The sequence below is a fragment of the Streptomyces sp. NPDC043685 genome (genome assembly GCF_056436585.1).
In genome coordinates, this window is the sequence record NZ_JBWKCH010000009.1 from 122,682 (window position 1) to 147,920 (window position 25,239).

General features: G+C 70.4%; 30 protein-coding genes. 10 read left to right on the plus strand and 20 right to left on the minus strand.

Translation table 11 applies throughout. The features are described 5' to 3' along the window. Window positions 1–58: 58 nt before the first annotated feature. From traA to AC0665_RS28235, 6 genes are read right to left on the minus strand one after another with little or no spacing between them, the layout of a single operon-like run. Window positions 59–604, minus strand: coding sequence for a plasmid transfer protein TraA (gene traA, locus AC0665_RS28210; RefSeq protein WP_478706030.1), 546 nt, complete (start codon window positions 602–604; stop codon window positions 59–61). A gap of 19 nt (window positions 605–623) precedes the next feature. After that, window positions 624–1,124 (minus strand): hypothetical protein, encoded by a 501-nt coding sequence (locus AC0665_RS28215; protein ID WP_478706031.1) that lies wholly within the window; start codon window positions 1,122–1,124, stop codon window positions 624–626. Between the two features lie 25 nt (window positions 1,125–1,149). Continuing rightward, complete coding sequence (locus tag AC0665_RS28220; RefSeq protein ID WP_478706032.1) at window positions 1,150–1,488, minus strand: RRQRL motif-containing zinc-binding protein; 339 nt, start codon at window positions 1,486–1,488, stop codon at window positions 1,150–1,152. Beyond that, window positions 1,488–2,498: a DUF2637 domain-containing protein gene (locus AC0665_RS28225; protein ID WP_478706033.1), complete on the minus strand. Its 1,011-nt coding sequence runs from the start codon at window positions 2,496–2,498 to the stop codon at window positions 1,488–1,490. The genes AC0665_RS28220 and AC0665_RS28225 overlap by 1 nt, the downstream gene beginning before the upstream one ends. Next, window positions 2,495–3,028, minus strand: a complete 534-nt coding sequence (locus AC0665_RS28230; RefSeq protein ID WP_478706034.1) for a hypothetical protein — start codon at window positions 3,026–3,028, stop codon at window positions 2,495–2,497. The genes AC0665_RS28225 and AC0665_RS28230 overlap by 4 nt, the downstream gene beginning before the upstream one ends. Then, window positions 3,025–3,288, minus strand: coding sequence for a DUF6284 family protein (locus AC0665_RS28235; protein WP_478706035.1), 264 nt, complete (start codon window positions 3,286–3,288; stop codon window positions 3,025–3,027). Before AC0665_RS28235 ends, AC0665_RS28230 begins: the two co-directional genes overlap by 4 nt. Before the next feature lie 707 nt (window positions 3,289–3,995). Here AC0665_RS28235 and AC0665_RS28240 point away from each other — a divergent pair. Both AC0665_RS28240 and AC0665_RS28245 read left to right on the plus strand, forming a co-directional pair. Next, window positions 3,996–4,754 (plus strand): XRE family transcriptional regulator, encoded by a 759-nt coding sequence (locus AC0665_RS28240; RefSeq protein WP_478706036.1) that lies wholly within the window; start codon window positions 3,996–3,998, stop codon window positions 4,752–4,754. A 2-nt stretch (window positions 4,755–4,756) separates the two neighbouring features. After that, window positions 4,757–5,230, plus strand: a complete 474-nt coding sequence (locus AC0665_RS28245; protein WP_189550232.1) for an NUDIX domain-containing protein — start codon at window positions 4,757–4,759, stop codon at window positions 5,228–5,230. Here the strand turns inward: AC0665_RS28245 and AC0665_RS28250 are convergent. From AC0665_RS28250 to AC0665_RS28260, 3 genes are all read right to left on the minus strand, one after another. Continuing rightward, on the minus strand, window positions 5,218–5,784 hold the full coding sequence (locus tag AC0665_RS28250; RefSeq protein WP_478706037.1) for an HD domain-containing protein: 567 nt from the start codon (window positions 5,782–5,784) through the stop codon (window positions 5,218–5,220). The two genes, AC0665_RS28245 and AC0665_RS28250, sit on opposite strands and share 13 nt — an antisense overlap. 1 nt (window position 5,785) lies before the next feature. After that, window positions 5,786–6,247 (minus strand): GntR family transcriptional regulator, encoded by a 462-nt coding sequence (locus AC0665_RS28255; protein ID WP_478706038.1) that lies wholly within the window; start codon window positions 6,245–6,247, stop codon window positions 5,786–5,788. A gap of 949 nt (window positions 6,248–7,196) precedes the next feature. Beyond that, complete coding sequence (locus AC0665_RS28260; protein ID WP_478706039.1) at window positions 7,197–8,132, minus strand: hypothetical protein; 936 nt, start codon at window positions 8,130–8,132, stop codon at window positions 7,197–7,199. Window positions 8,133–8,735: 603 nt separating this feature from the next. Between AC0665_RS28260 and AC0665_RS28265 the strand changes: the two genes are divergently transcribed. Continuing rightward, window positions 8,736–9,209, plus strand: coding sequence for a hypothetical protein (locus AC0665_RS28265; RefSeq protein WP_478706040.1), 474 nt, complete (start codon window positions 8,736–8,738; stop codon window positions 9,207–9,209). Between the two features lie 338 nt (window positions 9,210–9,547). On the opposite strand, the gene AC0665_RS28270 is transcribed toward AC0665_RS28265, so the two are convergent. Then, window positions 9,548–10,204, minus strand: coding sequence for a L,D-transpeptidase (locus AC0665_RS28270; protein ID WP_478706041.1), 657 nt, complete (start codon window positions 10,202–10,204; stop codon window positions 9,548–9,550). Then, on the minus strand, window positions 10,194–10,718 hold the full coding sequence (locus tag AC0665_RS28275; RefSeq protein ID WP_468411875.1) for a SigE family RNA polymerase sigma factor: 525 nt from the start codon (window positions 10,716–10,718) through the stop codon (window positions 10,194–10,196). The genes AC0665_RS28270 and AC0665_RS28275 overlap by 11 nt, the downstream gene beginning before the upstream one ends. A 199-nt stretch (window positions 10,719–10,917) precedes the next feature. Between AC0665_RS28275 and AC0665_RS28280 the strand changes: the two genes are divergently transcribed. Next, window positions 10,918–11,793: a L,D-transpeptidase gene (locus AC0665_RS28280; protein WP_478607581.1), complete on the plus strand. Its 876-nt coding sequence runs from the start codon at window positions 10,918–10,920 to the stop codon at window positions 11,791–11,793. A gap of 156 nt (window positions 11,794–11,949) precedes the next feature. Then, entirely contained in the window at window positions 11,950–12,291 is a 342-nt protein-coding gene (locus tag AC0665_RS28285; RefSeq protein WP_468411871.1) for a hypothetical protein, read from the plus strand. Window positions 12,292–12,366: 75 nt separating this feature from the next. On the opposite strand, the gene AC0665_RS28290 is transcribed toward AC0665_RS28285, so the two are convergent. From AC0665_RS28290 to AC0665_RS28300, 3 genes are all read right to left on the minus strand, one after another. Further along, window positions 12,367–13,266: an aminoglycoside phosphotransferase family protein gene (locus tag AC0665_RS28290; RefSeq protein WP_478607584.1), complete on the minus strand. Its 900-nt coding sequence runs from the start codon at window positions 13,264–13,266 to the stop codon at window positions 12,367–12,369. A gap of 218 nt (window positions 13,267–13,484) precedes the next feature. Next, window positions 13,485–14,468, minus strand: a complete 984-nt coding sequence (locus AC0665_RS28295) for a zinc-binding dehydrogenase (RefSeq protein WP_478706042.1) — start codon at window positions 14,466–14,468, stop codon at window positions 13,485–13,487. A 44-nt stretch (window positions 14,469–14,512) separates the two neighbouring features. Next, window positions 14,513–15,673, minus strand: coding sequence for an NAD(P)-binding protein (locus tag AC0665_RS28300; protein ID WP_478706043.1), 1,161 nt, complete (start codon window positions 15,671–15,673; stop codon window positions 14,513–14,515). A 129-nt stretch (window positions 15,674–15,802) separates the two neighbouring features. On the opposite strand from AC0665_RS28300, the gene AC0665_RS28305 reads away from it, so the two are divergent. Then, complete coding sequence (locus AC0665_RS28305) at window positions 15,803–16,480, plus strand: pentapeptide repeat-containing protein (protein WP_478607592.1); 678 nt, start codon at window positions 15,803–15,805, stop codon at window positions 16,478–16,480. 28 nt (window positions 16,481–16,508) lie between these two features. On the opposite strand, the gene AC0665_RS28310 is transcribed toward AC0665_RS28305, so the two are convergent. Both AC0665_RS28310 and AC0665_RS28315 read right to left on the minus strand, forming a co-directional pair. Next, window positions 16,509–17,165 carry a hypothetical protein gene (locus tag AC0665_RS28310; RefSeq protein WP_478607594.1) on the minus strand — a complete coding sequence of 219 codons (657 nt, stop codon included), beginning with the start codon at window positions 17,163–17,165 and terminating at the stop codon, window positions 16,509–16,511. A gap of 65 nt (window positions 17,166–17,230) precedes the next feature. Next, window positions 17,231–17,731, minus strand: a complete 501-nt coding sequence (locus AC0665_RS28315) for a hypothetical protein (protein WP_468411861.1) — start codon at window positions 17,729–17,731, stop codon at window positions 17,231–17,233. 7 nt (window positions 17,732–17,738) lie between these two features. On the opposite strand from AC0665_RS28315, the gene AC0665_RS28320 reads away from it, so the two are divergent. After that, complete coding sequence (locus tag AC0665_RS28320; RefSeq protein WP_478607914.1) at window positions 17,739–19,169, plus strand: M1 family metallopeptidase; 1,431 nt, start codon at window positions 17,739–17,741, stop codon at window positions 19,167–19,169. Between the two features lie 3 nt (window positions 19,170–19,172). Here the strand turns inward: AC0665_RS28320 and AC0665_RS28325 are convergent, their stop codons facing one another. Together AC0665_RS28325 and AC0665_RS28330 are read right to left on the minus strand one after the other, a co-directional pair. Beyond that, on the minus strand, window positions 19,173–19,685 hold the full coding sequence (locus AC0665_RS28325; RefSeq protein WP_468411859.1) for a GNAT family N-acetyltransferase: 513 nt from the start codon (window positions 19,683–19,685) through the stop codon (window positions 19,173–19,175). A gap of 176 nt (window positions 19,686–19,861) precedes the next feature. Then, window positions 19,862–20,437, minus strand: a complete 576-nt coding sequence (locus AC0665_RS28330) for a TerD family protein (protein WP_010035999.1) — start codon at window positions 20,435–20,437, stop codon at window positions 19,862–19,864. Window positions 20,438–20,598: 161 nt separating this feature from the next. On the opposite strand from AC0665_RS28330, the gene arfB reads away from it, so the two are divergent. Further along, entirely contained in the window at window positions 20,599–21,036 is a 438-nt protein-coding gene (gene arfB / locus AC0665_RS28335) for an alternative ribosome rescue aminoacyl-tRNA hydrolase ArfB (RefSeq protein WP_468636126.1), read from the plus strand. A gap of 5 nt (window positions 21,037–21,041) precedes the next feature. Here the strand turns inward: arfB and AC0665_RS28340 are convergent, their stop codons facing one another. Both AC0665_RS28340 and AC0665_RS28345 read right to left on the minus strand, forming a co-directional pair. Further along, complete coding sequence (locus AC0665_RS28340; protein WP_468411853.1) at window positions 21,042–21,509, minus strand: GNAT family N-acetyltransferase; 468 nt, start codon at window positions 21,507–21,509, stop codon at window positions 21,042–21,044. Window positions 21,510–21,568: 59 nt separating this feature from the next. Beyond that, window positions 21,569–22,153 (minus strand): flavin reductase family protein, encoded by a 585-nt coding sequence (locus AC0665_RS28345; protein WP_468411851.1) that lies wholly within the window; start codon window positions 22,151–22,153, stop codon window positions 21,569–21,571. Between the two features lie 346 nt (window positions 22,154–22,499). Here AC0665_RS28345 and cdgB point away from each other — a divergent pair, with 346 nt between their 5' ends. Beyond that, entirely contained in the window at window positions 22,500–24,158 is a 1,659-nt protein-coding gene (gene cdgB, locus AC0665_RS28350; protein WP_468411849.1) for a diguanylate cyclase CdgB, read from the plus strand. Window positions 24,159–24,275: 117 nt separating this feature from the next. After that, window positions 24,276–25,235 carry a carbohydrate-binding protein gene (locus AC0665_RS28355; RefSeq protein ID WP_478607598.1) on the plus strand — a complete coding sequence of 320 codons (960 nt, stop codon included), beginning with the start codon at window positions 24,276–24,278 and terminating at the stop codon, window positions 25,233–25,235. Window positions 25,236–25,239: the final 4 nt, after the last annotated feature.

A 25,239-nucleotide genomic window follows, 5' to 3' on the forward strand; every position in this document is an offset into this window, starting at 1 on the left:
AGTCGGTGTGCCGCACGCGGCGGCCGGAGCTGTTCCTTGCCATGGCAGGCGACCTTCCTTACTGCTGGGCCCAGTTCATGACCGGCTGTTGCGGCTTGCGGGCGCGGTGACGGACGCGGTTGATCTCCTCCTCGAACTCTTGCTGGAAGGTCGAGTAGCAGGCGGCGGCGTTCTTCGCTGCGTCCCGCAGATCATCCGCGGCGCGCTGCATCTTCCGCGTCACCTTCGCGGCGCGGATCCGCGATCCGAACGGCCGTCCCTCGGGGTCCGGCACGGCCGCGAGCACGCCCTTGAGGATCTCGGCACCCATCGCCACCTCGATGGACAGCGTCACCGCGGCAGCCCGCAGGGTGTTGCAGTAGTTCCGCACCTGCGCCGGAGAGGTGAACTCCGGCGCAGGCAGCAGCGATTCGGCGTGCGCGCGGCGCCCAGCGGAGCTGCCGGCCTGCTTGGTGTTGTTCACGGTGACGTTGATCGGCGGGACGATCGAGCCGCCCAGCGCCCCGACGAACCCGCCAGCCGCGGCGCCGGCGTTGGCGAACTTGCCGGTCTTGGGGTCGTTCACGGGCCCGCGCGCACGCCGGCCGTGGGTGTTCTGCGCCATCAGACGATGTCTCCTCGGGTCAGCGGGACGGGCGGATGATGAGCCAGGCGGTCTGCGCGGCGATCAGGATGAGCAGCCACAGCAGCACGAGCGGTCCGGCGAGCGGGCCGAACCCGGCGGCCAGCGCCAGCCACACCGCGGCGAGCGTGGCGAGCGCGGTCAGGCCGATGCGCCAAGCGAGCGCGGCGGCGCGGGCCGGGCGGCGGCGCTGCATGACCAGCACCCACCCCACCGGTGCGGCCGCCACGGGGGCGATGACAAGGGAGGACCACCAGGCGATCAGGTGCAGCAGCCCGGCCACCAGGAACGCGAGCACGGACAGGCCGGTGGGAGCGAGGGCGCTGCGGAACGTCCACAGGCCGCGGCCCACAAAGCCGAGCGCTTCGCGGGTCAGGGACGGACGCTCGGGGACGACGATCACGAACGGGTCGGCGCCGCGGCGGCCACGCTGGCGGGGGATGCGGACGGTGTGGATGCCCGCGGCCGTCTTCACGGTGCGGGTGCGGGTACGGCTGGACACAGCGAAACTCCCAGGTCGAAGGGGTTCAGGCGGCGCGCTGTTCTTCGGCGGCCAGGCACCGGCCGCACATACCGTGCGAAGTGGGGATGCAGTAGCCGACGTCGAGCCGGCAGCGCGGACAGGTACGCCGGGCGGCGTTGGCTTTGGCCAGGGCCGCCCAGCGGGCCGGGGTCATCGCACGTACCGGCTTCGCGGCGTCGATGCGGTAGAGGTAGGCGACCAGCGGGCCCCGCCGTCGGCGGGGCCGTTCGATCTGTGCCGCCACCTCCTGACCACCCGGGCGCAGCCCGAGGGCGCGGAGCTGGCGGCGGGTGGCCAGGCCGTCCGGGGCGAGCCGCCACCGGTAGACGGGGATGGTGCCCATCACCGGCCTGCGATGGCGAGTTCAGCGCGACCGCGGGCTGCGGGGTCGCGGTGTTCGGCGTAGCGGTGGGAGACCCAGCCGACCGACCAGCCGCACAGCTCCGCCGCCTGCCGCACCGACAGGCCCGACGCGAACCCGGCGGCCACGATTCGGCGCGCCTCATCCTCTGGCAGCTTTACCTCCGCGGGGCCGCGCTCCAGCAGCGCGGCGCGTTCACGCTCGGCCCGCTCCTCGCCTTCACGGCGTTCACGCTCCGCCCGCTCGGCACGCTCGCGGCGCTCGGCCTCGGCCCGCTCCCGAGCCTGCTGTTCACGGTGCAGCCGCTCCTGCTCAAGCTGTTCACGCTCGCGTTCACGGCGTTCACGAGCCTCTCGCTCGGCAGCCTCCGCCCGCTCCCGGGCCTCACGCTCCTCGCGCCGCTGCCGCTCCTCGCGCTCGGCCTGCTCGCGCGCCAAGCGGGCTTCGTGTTCACGCTGTTCACGCGCCAGCATGGCGGCGTGCTCGCGCTCCTCGCGGGCCTCGGCTCGGGCCTGCGCGGCCCGTTCCCGGGCTGCCTGCTCGCGCCGCTCCCGCTCGGCCTGCTGCTGGGTTTCCAAAGCCGCCACTGCGGAGGCGATGGCCCGGCGGTAGGCCAGGCTGGTCTCCGCCGTGACGATCAGCAGCAGCGGCGCCACCGCATGGACAGCCACGCCGACCAGGTCCTTCTTCAAGGCTGAGTCGGCCGTGTTGAGCGCGAGGGTCATCAGGCCGGTCATCCACCGCAGCGTGATGGGCCAGCGTCCGCCGTGCCCGCCCAGGCGGGCCAGCACGTCATCGAGCTTGACCACGATGACCACCGCGGCATCCACCACCAGGGGCAGGATCGGTGCCGTCCAGTCCCATTCCTCGGCCGTGTGCTTGGCCATCAGCGGCGTCACGGTAAGGATCGAGTACAGCATTGCGCCGGACACGATCAGCCACGTGCCGCCCGACAGGGCGCGTTCTGCTGAACGGGTCTGAACGCTGTTCACGCCGCCCCCTCGATCGGCTTCGGGGTGGGCATCTGAGCGCGGCGGAAGCCGTTGGAGGCGGGGTTGTAGATGAACGCCTCACACCGCCACTTGAACGCGGAGGCCGGGTGTTCACCGCAGGGCTTCCACACGTGGTCCGCCGGCATGCCGTGCGTGGCGGTGTCGGCGTGGGCCTCCTCGCGGGTCGCGTAGATGGTGTGCGGCTCGCCGTAGTGCAGCAGCACCGTCAGGGTGCGTCCCTCCAGCGACTCGCCCTCACGCTCCTGCCGGAGCCGGCGGATCTCGATGTCCCGCAGCAGCAACTCCTGCTGCGCGGCGGACAGCTCCTCCATCGCACGGGCCAGGAGTGCGCCCACCTCGGCCGTGGTCGCTTCCGCCCGCTCCGCGCGGTCGGTGACGGCGTACAGCTCGCGGACGTGCCGGCCGAACACCTCGTTCGCCGCGGCGCTGGTCTGCCGTGCCTGCGCAACGGCGGCACGAGCCTCGTTCTGAAGCCGGGCAATGCGGGCCCCGGTGACGATGCGGATCACGCGGCACCGCCCGTCTGCTCGGCCAGGCCGTTGACGAGGTCGCGGTGCGCGGCCAGCACGCGCCGGCGGGCCCGGCGGATGCGCCGCTCGTCCAGCACGGTCGGGGTCCGGTCGATGACGACGATCTGCGCGTCCAGCAGCTCCATCTCCGCACGGATCACGGGCATCTCCGCCGCGATGGCGTCCAGCTCCGCATCCGTCGGTTCCGCCCAGTCGGCGAACGCGGTAACAGCGTCCTGAACAGTGACGATGTGGTTCATGGGTCGTGGTCTCCCTAGCAGGTGAAACGGCCCGAACGCGGCTCCCGGGTGGCACCCCGGGAGCCGCTCGCCGTTGAAGTCGGTAGATCCGGCTCCCCACGCCCCGCCCGTACGGCCCCCGCCACGTGCGCGGGCTCGGACGGACGAGGGAGGCAACCGGCCGCAGCTTTATCCGCTGCGATGGCAGGAAGAGGCGGACCAGATGGGGCGCGAGCGCATGTTCCGCTCACAGGCCGGGATACAGCAGCGGCGCCCGCCGGCCGGTCCATCGCGGGGGCGCCGAGAGTCTTCGTCGATGCACTGGAATGCCTCTCAGGCGAGATCAACAGGGGTGAATCACTGCAAGGGGGACCACGTCCCCACCCTCCGGCCGTTGCTCGCGGTCGCCGGGCCACCTCGCCAGTACGGGCCGGAGCCCTGTTCTGCCTGGCCTTCAGCGGGATTGCAGCGTCCCCGCCTTCTGCGCATGCGGCATGAAGCCGCCTCCCGACCGAGGTGTTGCGTTCGGTCGATGCAGTACCTGTTTTACAGGTACTGCATATGGGTCCGTCAAGGGCACCGACGGAACCTTTGGTTTTCGCGCCGGGACTTCCTGGCGCACATTCAGGATCGCTGCAGGTCAGGGGAGTTGGTTACCCCGCACCTAGACAGCTAGCGGCCTTCTGGCTACGGTCAAGAAGTCCCTAGAAGTCCCTACGGGGGTGCAGATGTCGAACGAGCGCTTACGGTCCGCCCTCCTCGCCCGCGGCATGACCGTGCAGAGCCTCGCCGAGGAGATCGGCGTCATCCCGAAGACGGTCGAACGCTGGATCACGCAGGGCAAGGTCCCGTACCGGCGTCATCAGTACGCAACGGCGGCGGCGCTGAACGTCGACGTCACGACGCTGTGGGATGACAGCCGAGCTGTTGAGAGCGCAGCGGACCTGACCAAAGCCGAAATCGTGGCTGTCTACCCCCATCGGCACGTCGTGCCGTCAACCCTCTGGCGTCAGATGTGCGAGCGCGCCACGGAGCGCATCGACATCCTCGTGTACGCCGGCATCTACCTGGCAGAGGACCCGCTCTTCTTCTCGACCTTGAAGGAGAAGGCTGAGAGCGGTGTCCGCATCCGGGTTCTCATGGGTGATCCAGAGTGCGAAGCCGTCATCCGACGCGGCATCGACGAAGGGCACCGCATCATGGATGGCAAGATCCGAAACGCGCTGGTCAACTACCGCCCGCTGTTCACCAGCCACCCCGAGATCGCCTTCCGCCTGCACGACACGGTGCTCTACAACTCGATCTACCGCGCTGATGACGAGATGTTGGCCAACACGCACGTGTATGGCATCGGGGCCTACATGGCGCCCGTGTTCCACCTGCGGCGACTCCCCGGAGCTGGTCTGTTCGACACCTTCGCCAATAGCGTTCAGCAGACCTGGGAAGGCGCCAGGCCAGTAACAGAACGCGACTTCACGGGAGCTTGAGCATGGGACGCATCGACTACTTGCACGACCCGGACGCCCCGCCGGCTAACTCGGTCGTGCCGTCCGTCGTCGCGTTCGTGCAGAACGACGCGGGACAGGTGCTGATGATTCAGCGCTCCGACAACGGGCGCTGGGCACTGCCCGGTGGTGGTCACGACGTGGGGGAGTCGATCAGCGACACCGTTGTGCGCGAAGTCTGGGAAGAGACGGGGATCAAGGCCGAAGTCGTCAACATGTCCGGGATCTACACGGACCCTGGGCACGTGATGCAGTACGACGACGGCGAGGTGCGCCAGCAGTTCAGCATCTGCTTCCGCGCGCGGCCGGTCGGTGGTGAGCTCCGTACGAGCAACGAAACGACTCAGGTCCGCTGGGTCGACCCAGCGGACCTGACGACGTTGGACGTGCACCCTACGATGCGGTTGCGGATCGAGCACGCCATGGACCGGGCGCGCACGACTCCCTACATCGGCTGACGCTTGGCCGCGGCGACCCGATCGAGTACGCGGGACGTGCAGGCGAGGATCTCCGGTTCGGCCCGGCGGATGAACTGCCCGATCAGGCTGTCCGGCCCGTACCGGCCGGCGATCTCGTTGATCCGGTCGATGGGGTTCGTGGACGTGCCGTCCGGCGTGGTGTTCATGTCGCAGTAGCAGAGCGCGTCGTTCAGGTGCGCGCTCTCGCGCGGGAACTCGCCCTCCAACTCCTCGCGCATGCCGCGCGCTTCCGCTTCCATCCAGGCGCAGGAGTGGTGGGCGACCAGGTTGATGACGCGGTTGTCGGCGCCGGCCACGTCCCGGAGGTAGCGGGCCCCGTCCAGCGGGTGAAAGCCCGTCTTGGCCAGGTCCGGCGCGTAGCCGATGTCATGCAGGACCGCCGCGGCCTCCAGGAGATCGGCATCCTGGTCGAGTACGAGCGCGATCGTGCGAGCCCTCTCGGCGACTCCGAGGCAGTGCTTCCACCGCCGTGGCAGCGGCTCGGCAAGCAGTGACTCAGCCAGCGGATAGGCCCACTCCGTCAACTTCGGCAAGCTACGAACGCTCCTCTCGCGTCGGCACAGCGCGGACCGTCCGCACCCTGCCCTGTCCACCCCCTGCCAGCACGCCAGCACTCTCCAACTTCTCCAGTGCCTTCGCCACCGTGGGACGTGAGACCCCGAACCGGTCGGCCAGCGCGGAGGCGCTCGGGAAGGCTTCCCCCACTTCGAGCCCTTCAGCCGTGATGATGTCGGCGAGCCGCTGATCGAGCGGACGTCGGTCGACTTGCGTACCCGCGCGCACGACGCGCCACCGTCCGCCCGGGGCCGGTTCGGCCACACCTTCCTGCCTCAGCACAGCGAACGCCCGGAGCGCGACACCGCGCGAGACGTTGTGATCGCTCATGACCGCAGCTAGGGACGGGAGCTCCGTCATCTCCTGGTTCGTCTCGATCCGTGTTCTCAGCGCGTCGGCGACCTTCAGGAAAGTCCCCCGAGGGTTGGCCTGCTGCGACACTCGCCCTCCTTCTCCGTTCCCTGCCAATCGGTACCAGCCTCGCATGCCGCGCCCAGCCCGGAGGTGGCTATGTCCTCCTGAGCAGCCTGGCCCGTCAAGCCCGCTGCCCCGAGGTCTACGGGAACAGTGACACGCAAAGGCCTTGGCCTGATGGATGGCGGGATAGCGGCACTGTAGGTCGCCGTGGTCGAACTTGTGAGGGGAGGCAGGGGGCGGGAATCCTCATGCGGGCCCCGCGGTGGCTCGAAGCAGGCACAAACCCTTCAGGGAGCGGCACTCCCCGACGTGGCATAGCCCCTTAAACTGAAACCGCTGGACGCACGGCCCTGTCAGTTTGCGCCAGGGGTGTTTCGTGTGTTTCCAGGGCCTGGACGTCTTCTTTGGGGAATTGCGACGGCTGGGGATCGGCGCGGCTCCGTTACGTCCTGGTCAGCTACATCAATGAGCATACCAAAAAGCCAAATCAGGCGGACGGCGCGCAACGCGGCCAGAAGGAGTGCTGCTTCGACTAGCCAACCTGTGGCTCCGGGGCTTTTGTTTGTATCGAAGATCAAGGCAATCAGGCATACCCCAGTGACGACCAGCATGGATGATAATACCCCAGCCCAGTTGCGTCGTAGGCTTGTGCCGAATCGGCGTCGGATTTCGAGCATCCTTCTGCCGCTCGCCGTAGCGTATTGGCTGATTGCGGCAGTGCCGAAACCGCCAATCAATGCAGACGCGGAGGCGGCGGTTGTGTAGATATCTTTTCGGCGGTCCGCTGTGATTGTGGTGAAAAGTGCCTCGGTAGCGCTCACGCGGCAGTACATAAGATGGGTGACCAATAACACTGCGACTGCGAGCCAGTCGATCCCGGGTCGTTCGCCCCATAGATCGCGTATACGCCGTGCGAGGACACTCAAAGACGCCATGTGGCTACCCCCCTGGACTGAGGCTTGCCACTGTAGACCTAGCCACTGACAGCGCCTCGGAGGTCGCTCATGTGCTCCTGGGCAGCTTCGAGGATCGCCTCCACTGCTGCGGTGTACCTCGGACGCGCGTCTTCGCTGCTGCGTACCTCTACGCGCTTTTTCGCGGTCACGTGGTGTTTGAGGAAGTCGAGTGGTTCCTCTTTGACGTGGCCATCATCGGTGGGGAGGGTGACTAGCGCTCTCGCGCGTTCGATACCGCTCGGACCGATAAGGTAGCCCAACTCGGACATGAAATGCATGGCGTCTTCTTGGAGGCGCCTGTGTCCTCGGGCGCGAGAGGTGGCTTGCCCTCGCTTCGGCACTTCGACCTTGAAAGTGATGCGATGGTCTGGGTAACGGTCTCCCGCCTGCTTGAACCCGAAGATAGAAGAGCTTTCGGGTGGCATGAACGCCGGGTTGGGGCGGAAGGTGAACTCGAAGTTGTGAACCGCTTTCGCGTTCTGGAGTTTCGTCCACACGTCTTGACTGATTACGGGCCAAAGTGCGATCTCTTCAGCGGCTAATCCGCAGGCGTTCATCCATCGCTGGATGGCTGTGGCACGAGGAGATGCCTGGCTGCTGCCCATCATTCCAATAATGTTTGAATGCTCCAGGAAGCAGACTGTTGTCGTGTCCACGAATCCTCGATTGCCGTCAAGGCGCAGGTCTTCGATATGGCCGTGGTCAAGGTCAACGGTTTGAAGTTCGCCGGACCCGATTCGTCCAACTAGCAAGTGCATAGCGCCTGACGAAAACACTGACTCGCCGATGTATCGGTCGCCATCGGGCGTGACAAACTTGCGCTCCTCGTACGGTTTAGCTGACATCTCTTCGAGCGCCCTTTGCCAGGGCACCTCATCCATACGCGGGTTGTAGTCGTCCTTGGCCCGTACCACTTCATAGAAGTAGACAGTCCTGACACGCCTTGCTGTCACGAAGCCCCCCTCGCACTGCACAGATCGGGAAGGTGATGTTATCGCCTGCGCGCCGCACTGATCGGTGCATGTGTCAACTCTGTGACACTCCGAAGGTCGTCAGGTGGTGCGCCTCTAGCATCGCGCTACGGGAACGAGGGCGAAGCCGACGACATCACACCGTTGAGCCGGGCACCGTGCCGGTGATGGCAGCGGTGCCCGGCTTACGTGTTCGCCCCTTACTCGTGGCGGATCGCCCGCCGTGAGCCATCCGGGTCGTTGCCGGACGACCTCCGAAAAGCCCTGCGCACCTTTCGCCACTCCCGGGCCAAATCCGGGAGCTGGCGCAGGAAACCGACGAGCAGGATGACGAAGAGAGCCAGGAGGCTGAAACCTTCGATGATGAATTTAGTGACTGAGTTCCAGTCCACTGAGCCGAATGCTTGCACGATCGTCCTCATAGTGGGGCCGCAGCCCCATCATGAAGGGCTAAGCGGCAGTGGCCATGACTTCCTGCTGGGGAGTCGGCCGAGGGGAGGGTGCCCCTGGGACAATCGGGGAGGCGAGCCCTAGTACGCCGCAGGGTGAAGTGTCGTTCGGAGGGACGCAGCCTAGGAATCCGTATTGAGAGCTGACGCGCTGATTAAGAGCACGCTGAGCGGCAGCCTTGATGCCGCGGACCGTGCTCTCGGCTCGCCCAAGAGCCTCAAGGGCTTGGTGACGCTCGACCGGCGAGAGGTGTCGCACGGACAGCCAGGAATCCCACAGATCGCGGAGTACCTGCTGTCCAATGCTGGCGAAGGCGACGCCCCAGTCATCCCTCAGCAACGCGATAGGGGAGGGGCGCGGGTCGAGCCCGTAAATGATCCCGGATGTTACGGAGGGGAGCCGGGTGTCTCGCTCAGCGCCAGCGAGCAGGTCCTCCGTGAGTTTTACGGCGGCCTGCGAATCGTCGGTGACGAGGCGAGTGAGATCTTTGATCGCTGCGAGGATGTGGTCAGCTCGAAGCGTGACCTGCAAGTGCCGACTCGCGCGACCGAGTCCCGTGTAGTTGGACGTCGCCGTCAGGCCAGCATGCCCAAGCCCACCGGGCGTTGAGACTGAGTCCTGTTCGTGCGACATGGCCACAGACTAGTCCACTGGCAGGCCCGGCGTCTTGGTGTCGCGCGGACAGCCTGACGACACGAATAGGTCTCAGACGTGGTCTCAGTAACTCCTCAGCTTGGGGGAGTCCGTTGGCGTCCGTCGACGTACGTCAGGAGCGATGACCTCGCCCTTGCCTCACCGGACGGACTGCACCGGATGCCCTCGGAACAAGATCCGACAACTTGTAATGCGTAGGTCGTCGGTTCGAATCCGACAGGGGGCTCTGCTGAAACCCCAGGTCGGACCCTTCCGACCTGGGGTTTCGTCGTGAGGTGGGGGAGGGGGTGCGGTCAGTCGTGGGTCGGGCTCGTGCGGTTGATGCGGACGATGTCGCCGGGGCGCAGCAGCTCGTAGCACCATTTCGCGTCCGCCGAGCGCAGTCCGATCCAGCCCTGTGTGACGTCGCGCTCGCCGGGGGCCTGCTCGTTGAAGGACAGGGCGACGAGGTAGTTGGTCGTGCCGTCGGCGGCCCGCAGTTCGACCACCCAGCGCAGGGCGATGTCGTACTCGTCGCCCAGCCCGACCGTCCCGGCCGTCATGCGCCGTTGGGCGTACTTGGCGACGACGGTCATCCGGCCGGTCGGCGTGGGGTGCTGCGCGGTGCCGCCGGACACGGGCAACCGGCGTCCGGACAGGGCGAGTTCGTGCTGCGTGAGGTCGATCGTCGCCGTGGCCTTCGCCCGGTGCGGCCGGGGCGGTGACGGCTGGAGCGGCGCGCTGGCGCTCGCCGCGGCGGGGGGCGCCGGGCGGGTGCCGTCGTCGGTGAACGCCATGGCCAGGCCCCCGGCGAGGGTCAGTGCGACGGCGGCGGCCCCGCCCGCGTAGGCCGCACGGCGCCGGCGTCCACGGCGGTCGGCAAGCCGCCTGATCTCCTGCCCCGGCACGTGCGGGGGGACCCGGTGACGGTCGGCGACGTCGTGCAGCAGGTCGGTGAGGTCATCGGACACGGTCGCCCTCCTTCTCACCGCTGTCGTTTCGCAGGCCGGTCCGCTCGGGGGCGAGATGCACGGCGAGCGCGGCCCTGCCGCGTGACAGGCGGGCCTTCACCGTACCCACGGCCGCGCCGGTCTCGGAGGCTACCTGCTCCACGCTCAGGTCGCACAGGTGGTGCAGGACGATCGCGGTGCGCTGGGCCTGCGGCAGCCGGCGCAGGGCCTGGACCAGCGCGGCGTGCTCCGGGCCGGGCCCGGGGACATGCTCGGGGGGCGCGTTGTGACGTACCAGTTCCAGCCAGCGCCGGGCACGGCGCCAGCGGCTGATCGCGAGCCGTACCGCCACCGTGCGCACCCACGCTTCCGGCGCCTCGTCGGCCAGCATCTCGCGCCGCCGGTCCCAGGCGCGCACGAACGCCTCCTGGACTACGTCCTGCGCCTCCGCCAGATCCCCGGTCACGGCGTAGACCTGCCCGACCAGCCGTGGGAAGGCGGAGGCGTAGAAGATGTCGAACTCCTCCTCCGTCATGGCCCGTTCGCCCCCGTGTGGTCCTCGCCCCGAAGTCCCGCGAAAAAAGAGTTCGCATCCGCTGCAACCCGGCTGCCCTGCCGTGCGTACAGGTGGCGTACATGGAAACACAACGAGAGGGTTGCGCGTGATCACGGGGGAAGAGCGTGGCCGGGCCGGGTGGACCGCATCCGTATGGGCGGTCATCACCGTCTGCGTCATGGGGGCCGTGACGGCGTGTTCGGGGCCGGTCGCCTCGGACGCCACGGCCCGGCAGGACGCGAGGACGGGCACCGCGGCCCCGTCGCCGGACACGGCCAAAGCGCCCGAACGGCCGGAGCCCGAGGCGCTGCGGACCGCGCGCCTCAACGTCCGGGACGGGCAGGTCGTGGGGGTGGGCATGCCGCTGTCGGTGACCTTCGCCCGGCCGGTCCCGCCGGCCGAACGAGCCCGGGTGGAGCGGGCCTTGAAGGTTCGTACCGCGCCCGCGGCGGCCGGGGCGTGGAGCTGGGTGAAGGACCGGAACCTGCCGGAGGGGCAGCGGATCGACTACCGGCCCCGCGCGTTCCACCGACCGGGCACGGACATCACCGTGCGCGTCGGCTCGCGGCTGACGCGCCATGTCACCGTCGGGCGCTCGCTGGTCGCCACGGTCGACGTCCGCCGTCATGAGATGACGGTCGTCACCGCCTCCGGTGAGCGTCGTGTCCCGATCACCGCGGGCGCACCGGGCATGGACACCTGGAACGGCACGATGGTGGTGTCCGACAAGCAGCGCAGGGTGTGGATGGACTCCCGGACCGTCGGCTACGGCGACGCCTACAAGGGCTACTACGACTACGCGGTCCATCTGACGGCCTCGGGCACCTACCTTCACCAGAACGCCAAGGCCGACACCTACGCGGGCCGCGGCAACGTCACCCACGGCTGCATAGGCCTGGCCACCGACGGCACGGCGCGCCGTTTCTACGAGCAGGTGATCCCCGGCGACGTCATACGGGTCGTCGGTTCCAAGGAGACCGTCGCGCCCGGCAACGGGTACGGGGACTGGAACCTGTCGTGGGAGCAGTGGCGGGCCGGAAGTGCCCTGACCTAGGGCCTCCCACCTGCCCTGGCGCCCCTTCCCTCACCTGACCGCGTGTCACACATGACCGCACGGCGAGGACGCCGTCCCGCCGGGACAGCGCCTCGAAGACAACGGAGGAGACAGACAACGATGCAGCGCCTTACGTCACGTTCGAAGACCGGGCTCATGACTGCGGCGGCCGCCGCCGCGGTCCTGGTGGCGGCCGGTACGGCCGCTCCCGCGGTCGCCGCGCCGGCCCAGCGGGCCGAGGCCGTGAGTGTCCAGTCCCAGACGGTCACCACCTGGATCAACGGCAACGTACGGATCGGGCCGGCGACGGGTTACCGGATCGCCTACACCGTCGCGCCGAACCAGAGCCTGAGCGCCGAGTGCTGGCTCGTGGGCGGCTTCGTCAGCGCCAACGGCGTCCACCACGACAAGTGGGTGCTCCTGTCGGACGGCAACTACATCTGGGGCGGGCTGCTCCAGGGCAACGAGGTGGGCAACGTCTCCAGGCCCTGTTTCTGAGGGCAGCACCGGACCGGCAGCGTGCCGCGGCACGACGAGGGGGTATCGCGGCACGCTGCCCCTCGCCCTCCCCGGTCAGGCGCCGTGGACGCGCAGACGGCGGGCGATGTCCAGCTGGTCGTCATCGAGGGGGCGGCCGTCCTCGATGTCCCACAGGGCGTTCTGGAGGAGGCGGCCCAGGGTCCAGGCGCGGGCGCGGGGGCGGTCCAGGGCGAGGATGTCGGTCATGGCGTCGAAGCGCCAGAGGACGTCGTCGGGGTCGTAGCGGTTGTCGAGGGCGGGCCACAGCTCGAAGCCGGGGTCGCCGGCGAGCGGCTTGGGGTCGATCGCGAGCCAGGGGGCACGGCCCGAGGCCAGGACGTTCTCGTCGTGGAGGTCCCAGTGCAGGAGCCGGTCGCCCGGTTCGCCGACGACCTCGCGCACGGCGGCGGCGCAGTCGGCGACGAGGCGGCGGACCCCGGGGTCGGGGATGCGGCCGAGGGCCCAGGGGGTCCGGTCGAGCATGGCCCGGGCGATGTCACCGAGGCGGCGCAGGCCGGGCGGGGCCGGGAAGGACGTCAGGTGGGCCAGGAGCTCGGCGATGGTGACGACGGCCCGGTGCGGGTCCGGCTCCCGGGACAGCATGCGGGTCTCGTCGAGGCGCTCCAGCAGCATGGTGCAGGTGGGCTCGTGATGGTCGAGGAGGCGTACGGCTCCGTCGCCGTCCCAGACGCGCAGCGCGACCGGTTCGCCCTCGCTCTCCTCGTCGAGGATCTGGAGCTTGAGGACCGCCGGGGTGCCGTCGGCGGTCCGGACGACCGGGAGGACCAGGGCGGAGACGCCGTGCATCGGGGGGCCGTCGGGTTCGAGGGCCCAGTGGTCGAGGAAGCGGGCCGTCCGCTCGGGCAGTCCCGCGATGAAGGCGCGGCCCGCCTCACCGTTGAACTTCTCCTGTGATTCCGCCAGTTCCCGGGGAATGTCGATCACCCGCGGCACGGTAGCGGGGCGGGCCGGGGCGGGTCATGCGAATTTCGCCCTCGCCCAGGGCCGCCACGCCCTCAGGCCTCCGCGCATGACGCCGACGGCCCACCGGACGCCGACGGCTCGCCAGATGTCGACGACCGACCAGACGCCGACGGCCCGCCAGTCGCCGACGGCTCACCAGATGTCGACGACCCACAAGACGCCGACGGCGCACGGCGTGGTCGTCGCCCTCATGGCTCCAGAACCACCTTTCCGATCGTGCGGCGGGACTCCAGCGCCCGGTGCGCGGCCGCGGCCTCGGAGAGCGGGAAGCGCTGTACGGCCGGGGTCAGCCGGCCCGCCGCCGCCTCGGTGAGGGCGCGCAGTTCGAGGGTGCGCAGAGGGTCGGGTCCGCCGGCCTTCCCCAGCATCACCGGGCCGAGGACCTGCTCGGAGACGCCGTCGACGAGGTAGGGGCCGCCGTCCTTGATGCCCTCGCCGGACCAGCCGAAGACGATGTGTCTGCCGCCCGGGCCGAGGAGGGCGACGGCCTCGCGGGCGACGTCGCCGCCGACGCCGTCGAAGACGACGGTCGCGCTCCGGCCGCCGAGGTGGGCCCGGACCTTGGACGGCCAGGCGGGGTCCTTGTAGTCGACGGCGAGGTCGGCGCCGCCGGCCTGCACACGGGCGGTCTTCTCCGGCCCTCCCGCGAGGCCGACGACGGTCGCGCCGGCGTGGTGGGCGTACTGCACGAGCAGGGTGCCGATGCCTCCGGCGGCGGCCGGCACGACCACCACGGAGTCGGGGCCGAGGTCGGCGAACTGGAGGATGCCCATCGCCGTACGGCCTGTGCCGATCATGGCGACGGCCTCGGCGAAGTCCAGGTTGCCGGGGATCTCGTGCAGGCGCTCGACCTCGGTGACGGCCAGTTCGGCGTAGCCGCCGGGGACGAAGCCGAGGTGGGCGACCACCTGCTTGCCGAGCCACAGCCCGGCGACGCCCTCGCCCAGGGCGTCCACGACACCGGCGACCTCCCGGCCGGGGACGGTGGGCAGCGGTGTCGGCTCGGCCGCCGGTCCGCCCCGCATCCCCTCGCGCAGGGCGGCGTCCAGGAGGTGGACGCCCGCCGCGCGTACGGCGATCCGGACCTGGCCGGGACCGGGCCGGGGGTCCTCGACCTGCTCGTAGGTGAGGTTCTCGGGCGGGCCGAAGGCGTGCAGGCGCACGGCGTACATGGCAGCTCCTCTGGTGGGGCGTTCGGTGCGACCAGCTTTCAACCTCAAGCATGCTTGAGGTCAAGCTCCCGTCGGCCGAAGGCCAGGGACACGGCCGTCAGGGCGCTGTTGAAGGAGACCTCCGACAGCACACCGGGAGCCGCGACCTGGTCGCCGGCGAGGTAGACGCCGTCGCCCCGGTCCACGGCCGGGCGGTCCCGCCAGCTGGTGCCGGGCGGATCGACCGCGCCCGTACGGCCGCTCGCCACCGCCTCGCGCCGCCAGGTGACGCGCTCGCGCCAGCCCGGGAAGCCCAGGTCGAGCAGTTGCTCGGCGCGGGCGGTGCCGTCGGCCTTGGACTCGTGCGGGGCGAGGGGGAGCTGTCCCTGGATCAGCTGTTCGCCGGCCGGGGCGAGGGTGCGGTCCTGGGCGGTGAAGCGCTCCAGCCAGCCGGGCGCGTCCAGGTCGGAGATGACGAAGGGGTCCCCGCGCCGGGTGCGCACGGCCAGGTCGACGAGGGCGGTGCGGCCGCTCGGCCAGGTCAGGGAGTCGTCGCCGAGCAGGCGGCGGGCGGCGTCGAGGGAGGTGGCGACGACGACGGGCGTGCCGGTGGGGAGCGTGTCGACGCGGGACAGGGTCTCCATCCGCACGCCCAGGTTCCAGGCACGGGCGGCCATCCGGTCGATGAGGCCGGCCCACCCGCCGCGCGGGTAGTGCGCCTCGGGCGGCAGCTTGGTGGCGCGGCGCAGCCGTTCCTGCACGAACGCGGCCGACAGCGACCCGGGGTCGTGGTGGAACAGGGCGACCGCGGAGTAGTGGGCGGCGGCCCGGGCCCCCTCCTCGCCCGCGATGCCGGTCGCCCAGGTCAGGAAGTCGGCGTCCACGGGCGCCTGCCGGACCGTCCGGCGCAGCAGCTTCAGCATCGGGAAGGGCGGGGTGCGGCGCAGCACGCCCCGGTGCCGCAGCCGGAGCCGGGCCGCCTCCAGGGGCGGGAGCGGGGCGAGCGGCCCGATGAGGTCGCGTTGCTTGAGCCAGGCCCAGTGCGGGCCGCCGTTGTAGAGGGCGTGGGGGCCCTCGTTCGTGCGGTAGGGGCCCTCGGCGGTGCGCGCCCGGCCGCCGAGGGTGTGGTGGGCCTCGTGGAGGGTGACCTTGGCGCCTGCCTCGGCGGCGGTGATGGCCGCGGTCAGGCCGGCGAAGCCACCGCCGATGACGGTGATGCGGTGCATGGGTGGGAATCTCCCTCGGGTCGGGGTCGCCTTCTGCACGTACGACCGATCCGGGGCGCCGGAATGTGACATGGCCGGTGTTCTCGCAGCTCGGGGCCGGTTGTCAGTGGCCGGGTGCAGCATGGGGGCATGGCGAGGAGAGCGGCGGGCGGTACGGGTGTGAAGGGCGCGCGGCGACCGGAGGTGCGGCTGCCGGTGCTGGAGCCGTACGAGGGCGCCGCGCTGGAGCCGGACGGGGACTACGACGGGCTGGACTTCCGGGAGGCGGACCTCTCCGGTCAGGACGGCTCGGGCGCCCGCGTCATGGACTGCGCCCTGACCGGCTGCGCGCTGGACGAGTCCCGGCTGCGGCACGCGCGTGTCCTGGACTCGGTCCTCACCGGAGTCCGGGGGGTGGGCACGGACCTCGCCGAGGCGACCCTGCGGGATGTGGAGCTGGTGGACGCGCGGCTCGGCGGACCGCAGCTGCACGGGGCGGTGCTGGAGCGGGTGCTGATCCGCGGCGGCAAGATCGATTATCTGAATCTGCGCACGGCCCGGCTCAGGGACGTCGTCTTCGAGGGCTGCGTCCTGGTCGAGCCGGATTTCGGCGGGGCCCGTCTGGAGCGGGTGGAGTTCGTGGACTGCGCGGTGAAGGGCGCCGACTTCCACGCGGCGACCCTGGCGGACGTCGACCTGCGGGGCGCCACCTCCCTGGAGATCAGCGGTGGGCTCGACCGGCTGTCGGGGGCGGTGATCAGCCCGGCCCAGCTGCTGGATCTGGCGCCGGTGCTGGCGGCGCAGTGGGGGATCCGCGTGGAGGGCTGAGACCCGCCGCCCGGCACCTCGGCAGCGCTCAGGCCTCGTACCAGCCCGGCGAGCCGGTCCCCTCCGCCGGGTCGTAGGACCGGTGCAGCGCGATGAGGGCGTTGACCAGGCGCGGGTCCAGCTCGTGCCGCAGCATCCGGTAGTCCTCGGCCACCGCGCGGAAGACGAGGTGGGCGTTGCGGGAGGAGTCCCGCCAGATGATGCCCCGGGGCGGGCGGAAGCCGAGGTCGGCCTCCGCCATCAGGACCCACAGCAGGAACAGCAGGCGCAGGGGCAGTCCCAGGGGCCACCACAGGGCCCACCACACCAGACGGCCCGCGTAACCGTGGAGGACGGGTCCGGCGGCAGGCTCCACGGTCCAGCGCTCGCGTCCCCAGCGGAAGGCGCGGCGCCGCCGGAAGGTGATCCGTCCGAGCGGGGCGCCCCGGGGATCCAGGACGTGGTAGACCGCCGGGCGCCCGCTCAGCCGGGTGCCCAGGGGCTGCCGCGTGACCACGCGGGCGACCGGTGTGCCGTCCTCGGCGCGCAGCTGGAAGGCCCGCAGCGAGCGGAGCCGGTCCGGGGCCGGAGCGTCGGGGTCGCGGCAGAGCCGGACGGACGTGCCCCGCCCCGCGCCGTCGTCGCCGACCACGGCCGGGGGGTGCACCTTGTGGTTCAGGTCGTACGTCACGCGCCCCGTGGTCATGCTCCCGCTCTCCCCGTGTCAGGTACTGAACACCGGTGATGGTGTCACCGCGGTCGCCCGGTGCCTCAGGAGACCCGGGGGAAGCGGGCCTGGAGGGTCCAGATCGCCGGGTTCTCCGCGAGGTCGTCGTGCAGGTCGGTGAGGTCGGCGATCAGGTCGTGCAGGAAGTCCCGTGCCTCGCGGCGCAGTTCGGCGTGGGAGACGGTCAGGGCGGGTTCCTCCGGGCGCATCCAGTCGGCCTCGATGTCCACCCACCCGAAGCGGCGCTCGAAGAGCATCCGGTCCGTCGACTCGGTGAAGTCCAGCTCGGCGCGCTGCGGCCGGGACGCCCTGGAGCCCGCCGGATCCCGGTCGATGCGTTCCACGATGTCGCACAGGGCCCACGCGAAGTCGAGCACCGGCACCCATCCCCAGGCTGTGGACACCTCGTGATCGGTCTTGGTGTCCGCCAGATAGACGTCCCCGCAGAACAGGTCGTGGCGCAGGGCCCGGACGTCCGCGCGGCGGTAGTCGGTCTGCGGCGGGTCGGGGAAGCGGTTGGAGAGGGCGTAGCCGATGTCGAGCACGGAGGTGATGGTGTCACGTGATCGTAGGATCACGGTCGTGGCCCGTTCTGTACGTCTTGTCCCCGTCCTGCTGGCCTCGGCCCTGGCCGCCACCGCCTGCGGCGGCGGAGTGCACGGCACCCCCGGCGGCTCCGGCGTCCGCGACCCCTACTTCCCGAAGGCCGGCAACGGCGGCTACGACGTCACCCACTACGGCCTGCGCCTCGCCTACGACCCCGGCGCCCACCACCTCACCGGCACGGCCACCCTCACCGCCCGTGCCACCCAGGACCTGTCCGCCTTCGACCTCGACTTCCTCGGCATGGAGGTCGAGAGGGTCACCGTCGGCCGCGAGGTGGCCCGCTGGAACCGCGCCGGGCAGGAGCTCACCGTCCGGCCGCACGACGACATCGACCGGGACGAGACGTTCCGGGTGACCGTCCGCTACTCCGGAGCCCCCGAGACCGTCACCGACCCGGACGGCTCCCGGGAGGGCTGGCTGCGCACCGCCGACGGGGCGCTCGCGCTCGGCGAGCCGACGGGGTCGATGGCCTGGTTCCCCGGCAACCACCACCCCTCCGACAAGGCGGCGTACGACCTGACGGTCACCGTGCCGCGGGGCCTGCGGGCCGTGTCCAACGGGGAGCTGCGCGGCGAGAGGACCGAGCGGGGGCGTACGACGTTCGTGTGGCACTGCGGTGAGCCGATGGCCGGCTACCTCGCCACGCTAGCGATCGGCCGCTTCGACGTCGGCCGCTCCGCAGCCGGGGACCTGCCCGTGTACACGGCCGTCGACCCGGCCGAGGCGGCGGCGAGCCGGCCCGTGCTGAAGAGGATCCCGGAGGTGCTGCGGTGGGCGGAGCGGCGGTTCGGTCCGTACCCCTTCTCCTCCACCGGGGCGATCGTCGACCACGCCGCCGAGGTCGGCTACGCGCTGGAGACCCAGACCCGGCCGGTGTTCCCGGGGGCGCCCGATCTCACGCTCCTCGTGCACGAGTTCGCCCACCAGTGGTACGGCGACTCCGTCACGCCCGAGAGCTGGCGGGACATGTGGCTCAACGAGGGCTTCGCGACGTACGCGGAGTGGCTGTGGGAGGAGGACCACGGCGGGCGGAGCGCGCAGGAGACCTTCGACGCCCTGTACTCCGGCGCCCACTTCGACACCGAGGAGGCCGGGGAGGAGATCTGGGAGTTCCCTCCGGCGGACCCGCCGAGCGCCGCGCGGATCTCCGACCCGCCCGTGTACTGGCGGGGGGCGATGGTGCTGCACAAGGTGCGGCAGGCCGTCGGGGACGACCGGTTCTTCTCGATCCTCAAGGGATGGGCGGCGACGTACCGGTACGGCAACGCCGGCACGGCCGACTTCACGGCGTTCGCCGAGAAGCAGGCGCCCGGCGCGGACTTGCGGCCGGTCTGGGACGAGTGGCTGTACGGGGACGGCAAGCCGGAGCGGGCCTGAGGCCTACGGCGTGGACAGGTCCTTGCGCAGCACCGAGCAGGGGCGCCGCCGCAGCAGATCCTCACGGTGGTCGATGACCCGGTAACCCAGCGCCGTCCAGAAGGCCGAGGCCGTGTGGTTGCCGTCCAGGACGGCCAGACGCACCCCGGTGCGGCCGGCCGCGCGGAAGCGGTCCTCCACGAGGGTGGCCAGACGGCGGCCGTGGCCCTGGCCGTGCAGGTTCGCGTCGACCATCAGCAGGCCGATCCAGGGGTCCGGATCGGCGGGGTCGGGGTGGTGGGCGAGGGTGACGGCGATGCCGATCAGGCGGCCGAAACCGCGGGCGAGCAGGATCTCGGTGCCGGGGTGTTCCCGTTCCTCCGCCAGGGCGGCCGCGACCTGCTCGGGGCGGATGTCCTTCGGATCGGGGAAGTCGCCGCCGAGGGTGTGGAACGCGTGGTTGGAGGCGTAGAGGGCGGTCAGCTCCGCGAGGAGGTCGTCGCCCAGGGGGCCGGGGGGCAGGGGGTCGAGGATCACGTGGGGAACGTATCCCGGGGTGGGGCGGATAGCGGCGCGCCGTGGGGGCTCGGGAGCTCGGGAGCTCTGTGCGGTGCGGGCCGGTGGTGGCTTGCCGCGCGGTTCCGCGCCCCTGCGGGAGGAGCCCCCGGGCCGGATGTCCGGCCCGGGGGCTCCTCCCTGCGCTCAGGCGTCCGTCAGACGTTGACGCCGAAGTCCTGGGCGATGCCCACCAGGCCCGAGGCGTAGCCCTGGCCGACCGCGCGGAACTTCCACTCCGCGCCGTTGCGGTACAGCTCGCCGAAGACCATGGCCGTCTCGGTCGCCGCGTCCTCCGACAGGTCGTAGCGGGCGATCTCGGCGCCGCCGGCCTGGTTGACGATGCGGATGTAGGCGTTGCGGACCTGGCCGAAGTTCTGGCTGCGGTTCTCCGCGTCGTAGATCGAGACCGGGAAGACGATCTTGTCGATGTCGGCCGGGAGGGCGGCGAGGTTGACGTTGATCGCCTCGTCGTCGCCGGCGCCCTCACCCGTGCGGTTGTCGCCGGTGTGGACGATGGAGTTGTCCGGCGTCTGCTTGTTGTTGAAGAACACGAAGTGGGCGTCCGAGTAGACCTTGCCCTGCGTGTTGACCGCGATCGCCGAGGCGTCGAGGTCGAAGTCCGTGCCGGTGGTGGTGCGGACGTCCCAGCCGAGGCCCACGGTGACGGCGGTCAGGCCCGGAGCCTCCTTGGTGAGCGAGACGTTGCCACCCTTGGACAGGCTTACAGCCATTGTTGGGAGTCCCTTCCCTCGTTTTACATGCGGCGAAGAAGCTGCGGCACCGAAGCTACCGCTACCCCCATGAACGTGGAGAGGGGTACGCGAGGTTCCAGGTCCTTTACTTTCTTTACTCGCCGTTATTGGGATGACGTGGACGGGACAGAAGCGGGAACATGGACGGCATGTCCGGTCACCACGTCATCCGCGGCTCCGTCTCCCTGCCCGAGGCCGAGCTCATGTGGCGTTTCTCGCGGTCGTCGGGGCCGGGTGGGCAGCACGTCAACACCAGCGACTCGAAGGTCGAGCTGAGCTTCGACCTGGCGAAGACCGAGGCGCTGCCCGCGGTGTGGAAGCAGCGGGCCCTGGAGCGGCTGGCCGGGCGCCTGGTCGACGGGGTCGTCACCGTGCGGTCCTCGGAACACCGCTCCCAGTGGCGCAACCGCGAGGCCGCCGCCGTACGCCTCGCCGCACTCCTGGCGGAGGCCACCGCACCCCCGCCCAAACCCCGCAAGCCCACCCGGATCCCCCGGGGCATCAACGAGCGGCGGCTGCGCCAGAAGAAGCAGCGCTCGGAGACCAAGCAGGGGCGCTCCCCGCGGAACTGGGGCTAGGCGCGCTAGACCAGCGTCAGCACGCCCACGGTCTGGCCTCCGCTCTGCTCCCCGTTCGTGCGGAAGCCGAGTCCCAGGTAGAACCGTTCCGGGCCGTCGGGGCCCGGGTGCCAGGTGACGTAGAGCTCTTCGCTGCCGCGCCGGCGCAGTTCGGCCGCCACGGCCTCGACGGCGAAGCGGCCGTAGCCCTTGCCCTGCTCCCCGGCCGCGATGTTCAGCCGCCACAGGCCCGAGCGGCGGACGCTGCCGTCCTCGAACCAGTCGATGTCGAGGCAGGCCATGAGGAAGCCGACCGGGCGGTCGCCGTCGACGATCAGGCGGGGCCAGGCGACGCCGGGATGGACGTAGGCCTCGGCGAGCGACTTCACCACGGGGGCGACGGCGTGTTCCTGGTCGGGGCGGACGTGGATGCCGAGGGCGGCGTCGAGGTTCGCGGGAGTGATCTCCTCGAGGCGGAGGCCGGTCGTCGTCATGCGCGCACCCTAGGCGGGCGGCTCGGCGCCCGGCCAGCGATTTCCTCAGCCCGACCGCCTCAGCCCAAGTGCCGGTACCTGCCGTGGAAATACGTCAGAGGGCCGCCCTGCGCGCTGGGGACGGAGGCGGTCAGGACACGGCCGATGACCAGGGTGTGGTCGCCGGCGGGCACCCGCTGCTCGGTGCGGCACTCCAGGACGGCCAGGGCGCCGCCGACCAGCGGGGCGTGGGTGTACTCGCCGCGGGTGTAGGGGATGTCGGCGAACAGCAGGCGGTCGCTGACGCGGCCCTTCATCGCGAAACGGCCCGCGATGTGCCGCTGGCTCTCGGAGAGCACCGAGACCGCCCACAGCTCCTGCTCCTCCAGCAGCTCGTCCATGCGGGAGCCCTCACGCAGGCTGACCAGCACCAGGGGTGGGTCCAGGGACACCGACATGAAGGCCGTCGCCGTCATGCCCACGTCCTCGACGTCCGGCGCCGAGGGGTCGCCCGGGTCGAGCGAGGGCTCCTGCGCGGTCACCAGGACCACACCCGAGGCCAGCCGGGACATGGCGGCGCGGAACTCGTCGTTGCTCACCCCCTCAGCATGCCCGGCGGCGGGCGACGGAAGGACCGGGGACGTGGCAGCGGGAGTGTTCGGCACACGGCAACGCTAATCGCCGCTTCCCGCGCACCGCATCGGACTCCCGCCCGATCACGGTCTTAGGACTCCCGACCGACGTCAAAGGGTCCGCAGACGGGCGTGACGGAAATACATGTGCGCAACCTGACAAAGTTTGCGTTCGGTAGCCGCACGTGAAGAACGCAGAAACTCCACTCAATTGTTCAGCTTTGCCTGTGACTTGAGTCACAAGGGGCAGGAATTGTTGACCCTGTGTACCGAGTGGGCAGCGCGCTGTGATTCAGTGGCGGGGAAGCTGCCAGGACCGTACGCCGATGAGAACCCTTGATTCTTGATTCGCTGCGAGGTACTCGGGGGGAGGGCGAGCATGGAGACCGAGTCGGAGCCCTACGTCCGTCTTGCGTCCCTGCGACAACTGCACCAGGTCATGGCCGACATGAACACGGCCCGCAGCCTGGCGGACACACTGCAGACGGTCGCGGAGGGCGTCGTCGCGGCCCTCGGGTACGAGCTGGCGTGCGTGAACCTCGTCCGGCCGGACGGCGACCTCGTCGTCGCCGCCTTCGCCGGGAACCCCGCCGCCGAGGCCCTCATCACCGGCCGGGTCGGCTCGCGTGACTCCTGGGAGCGCCGCCTCGGCATGGGCGAGCACTGGGGCGACCTGGTGTTCATACCGCACACCGAGGGCTGGGTCCTCGACGACGACGACGTCCCGCAGTGGTACACCGACGGCCCCGCCCCCCGCTTCGAGGACGAGTGGCACCCGGCCGACCGGCTCTTCGCCCCCATGTACGCACCCGCCCCGAAGGGCAGCGGTACGTGCGGCGAGTTGATCGGCGTGCTCTCCGTGGACCGGCCGCGCAACGGCCGCCGACCCGGAGCGTGGGGCCGTGAGGCGCTGCAGATGTACGCCTTCCAGGCCGCCATCGCGATCAGCAACGCCCGGCTCCGGGCCAACATGCAGCGGGCGCTCGTCCGTCTGGAGCGCGAGCAGCAGGCGCTGCGGGCGAGCGAGGAGAGCTTCAGGCAGGCCTTCGAGTACGCCCCGTCCGGCATGGCCATCGCCGAGATGGGCGGCGACCAGCACGGCCGGATCCTGCGCACCAACGACGCCCTGTGCCGGCTGCTGGGCCGCCCCGCGTCCGCGATGCGCCGCTACTCCTTCTCCGACCTGGTCCACCCCGAGGACATAGGCACCCTGCTGCGCACCTCGGCGGAGGGCGGGCGCGCGGAGCTGCGCCTGGGCCGCCGCGACGGCACGTACGTGTGGGTGTCGCTGCGCAACAGCGTCGTCGCGGACGCCGCCGACGGGCCGCGCTTCCTCCTCACCCACGTCGAGGACATCGAGGAGCGCAAGCGCCGCGAGCTCCAGCTCGCCCACCGGGCCTCGCACGACTCGCTCACCGGCCTGCCGAACTCCGCGGAGCTGCGCTCCCGGCTGTCCGCCCGGCTCTGTCAACGCGCGTCGTCCCCGCACGCCGCCGCCGAGTCCGTCGACGCGGCCTACGGCCATCCCGCCTTCGACGTGGTCGGCCCCGGCTTCGACTTCCGGCAGGGCGCCGAACCGTACGACGCCTACGACCACCATGTGCACACCGTCGCCCCGGACGGGGACCACGACGACGGCACCAAGGGCCTCGCGGTGCTCTTCTGCGACCTCGACGGCTTCAAGTCGATCAACGACCGCTTCGGGCACAACGCGGGTGACGCGGTGCTCATCGAGGTCGCCCGGCGGCTGAGCAACGGCGTCCGCGACGGCGACACGGTCGCGCGGCTCGGGGGTGACGAGTTCGTCATCCTCGCCGACGGGCTCGGGCGGGCCGACGCCCAGGACCTCGCGGTCCGGCTGCGCAACGAGATCATCCAGCCCATCCGCGCCGAGGGGCGGGCCGTCCGGGTGGGCGCGAGCTTCGGCATCGGATGGGCACACTGTGGAATGACGGCGGACGAAGTGTTGAAATCCGCTGACGAGCGGATGTACGTCGAGAAACGATCTCGTCCCAAACAACACAGACGCGCCGGGTGAAGCCCTGGTCAGTGAGTTGATGCGGTCTGAGTCACCCGTTTGGGTCTCTGGGAGCGGGTAGGCTCGCTTACTCACCCGTGTACCGCATGCACCGCACCTGACTGAGGAGACCAAGGGATGACGCCCGGCAACAACGGCGCGAGCACGCCCGAGGACGACGACCCGTTCGGCTATCTCTACGCCGACGGGCAGGCCAACGGAGCCCAGCCGCCGTCCGGGGGCTACGGCTACCCGAACTCGGTCAACCGGGTGCGGGCGGTCGGCACGCGTCCCTACGGCCAGCAGCAGCCGCAGGCCGCTCAGACCGCGCCCTACGGGCAGGTCCCGCAGCAGCAGGGTGCGTACAGCCGGCCGAACGCGCACTACGCGGCGCCGGAGACGCTGCCCGGCGGTGCCACGACCGCGCAGCAGCAGCTGCCGGGCGCGGGAGGTGGCGGCCGGGGTGGCCGTGGGCCGAATCACAAGGGCCTGCTGATCGGCGCGATCGCGGTGGTCGCCGCGGTCGTCATCGGCATCGGCGTGGCCATGCTGGGCGGCGACAAGGACAAGGACAAGGCGTCCGACGAGGTGGGCACCTCCCCGACCCAGTCCCAGGAATCCAAGCCGAGCCCTTCGAAGAGCCAGGCTGCCGGGGAGAGCGCGGCGGAGCTGCCCACGACCGACGCCAAGGCGCTGCGTCTCGGCGGTGCCGCGACCCTCGCCCAGGACGTCAAGGGCGCCCAGTCCGACGGCGGCATCTACGTGGGCAACCTCAACCAGGTCGGCTCCTCCGTCACCTGGACCGTCAACGGTGTCCCCAAGGGCGGTGCCTACACCCTCTTCGCCCGCTACAGCGCGGTCGACGAGGACCAGGAGATGACGCTCACCGTCAACGGCAAGCCGTTCGGCGACAAGCTCAACCTGGGCAACTTCACGCACACCTCGGACGGCGACTTCGCCAAGGGCTGGACGAAGACCTACGCCTGGCCGACCCTCAACAAGGGCACCAACACGATCACCGTGTCCTGCCAGGACGGCGACAAGTGCAACGTCCTCCTGGACCAGCTGTGGCTGAAGGCGGGCCAGGTCAAGGACTGAGCCG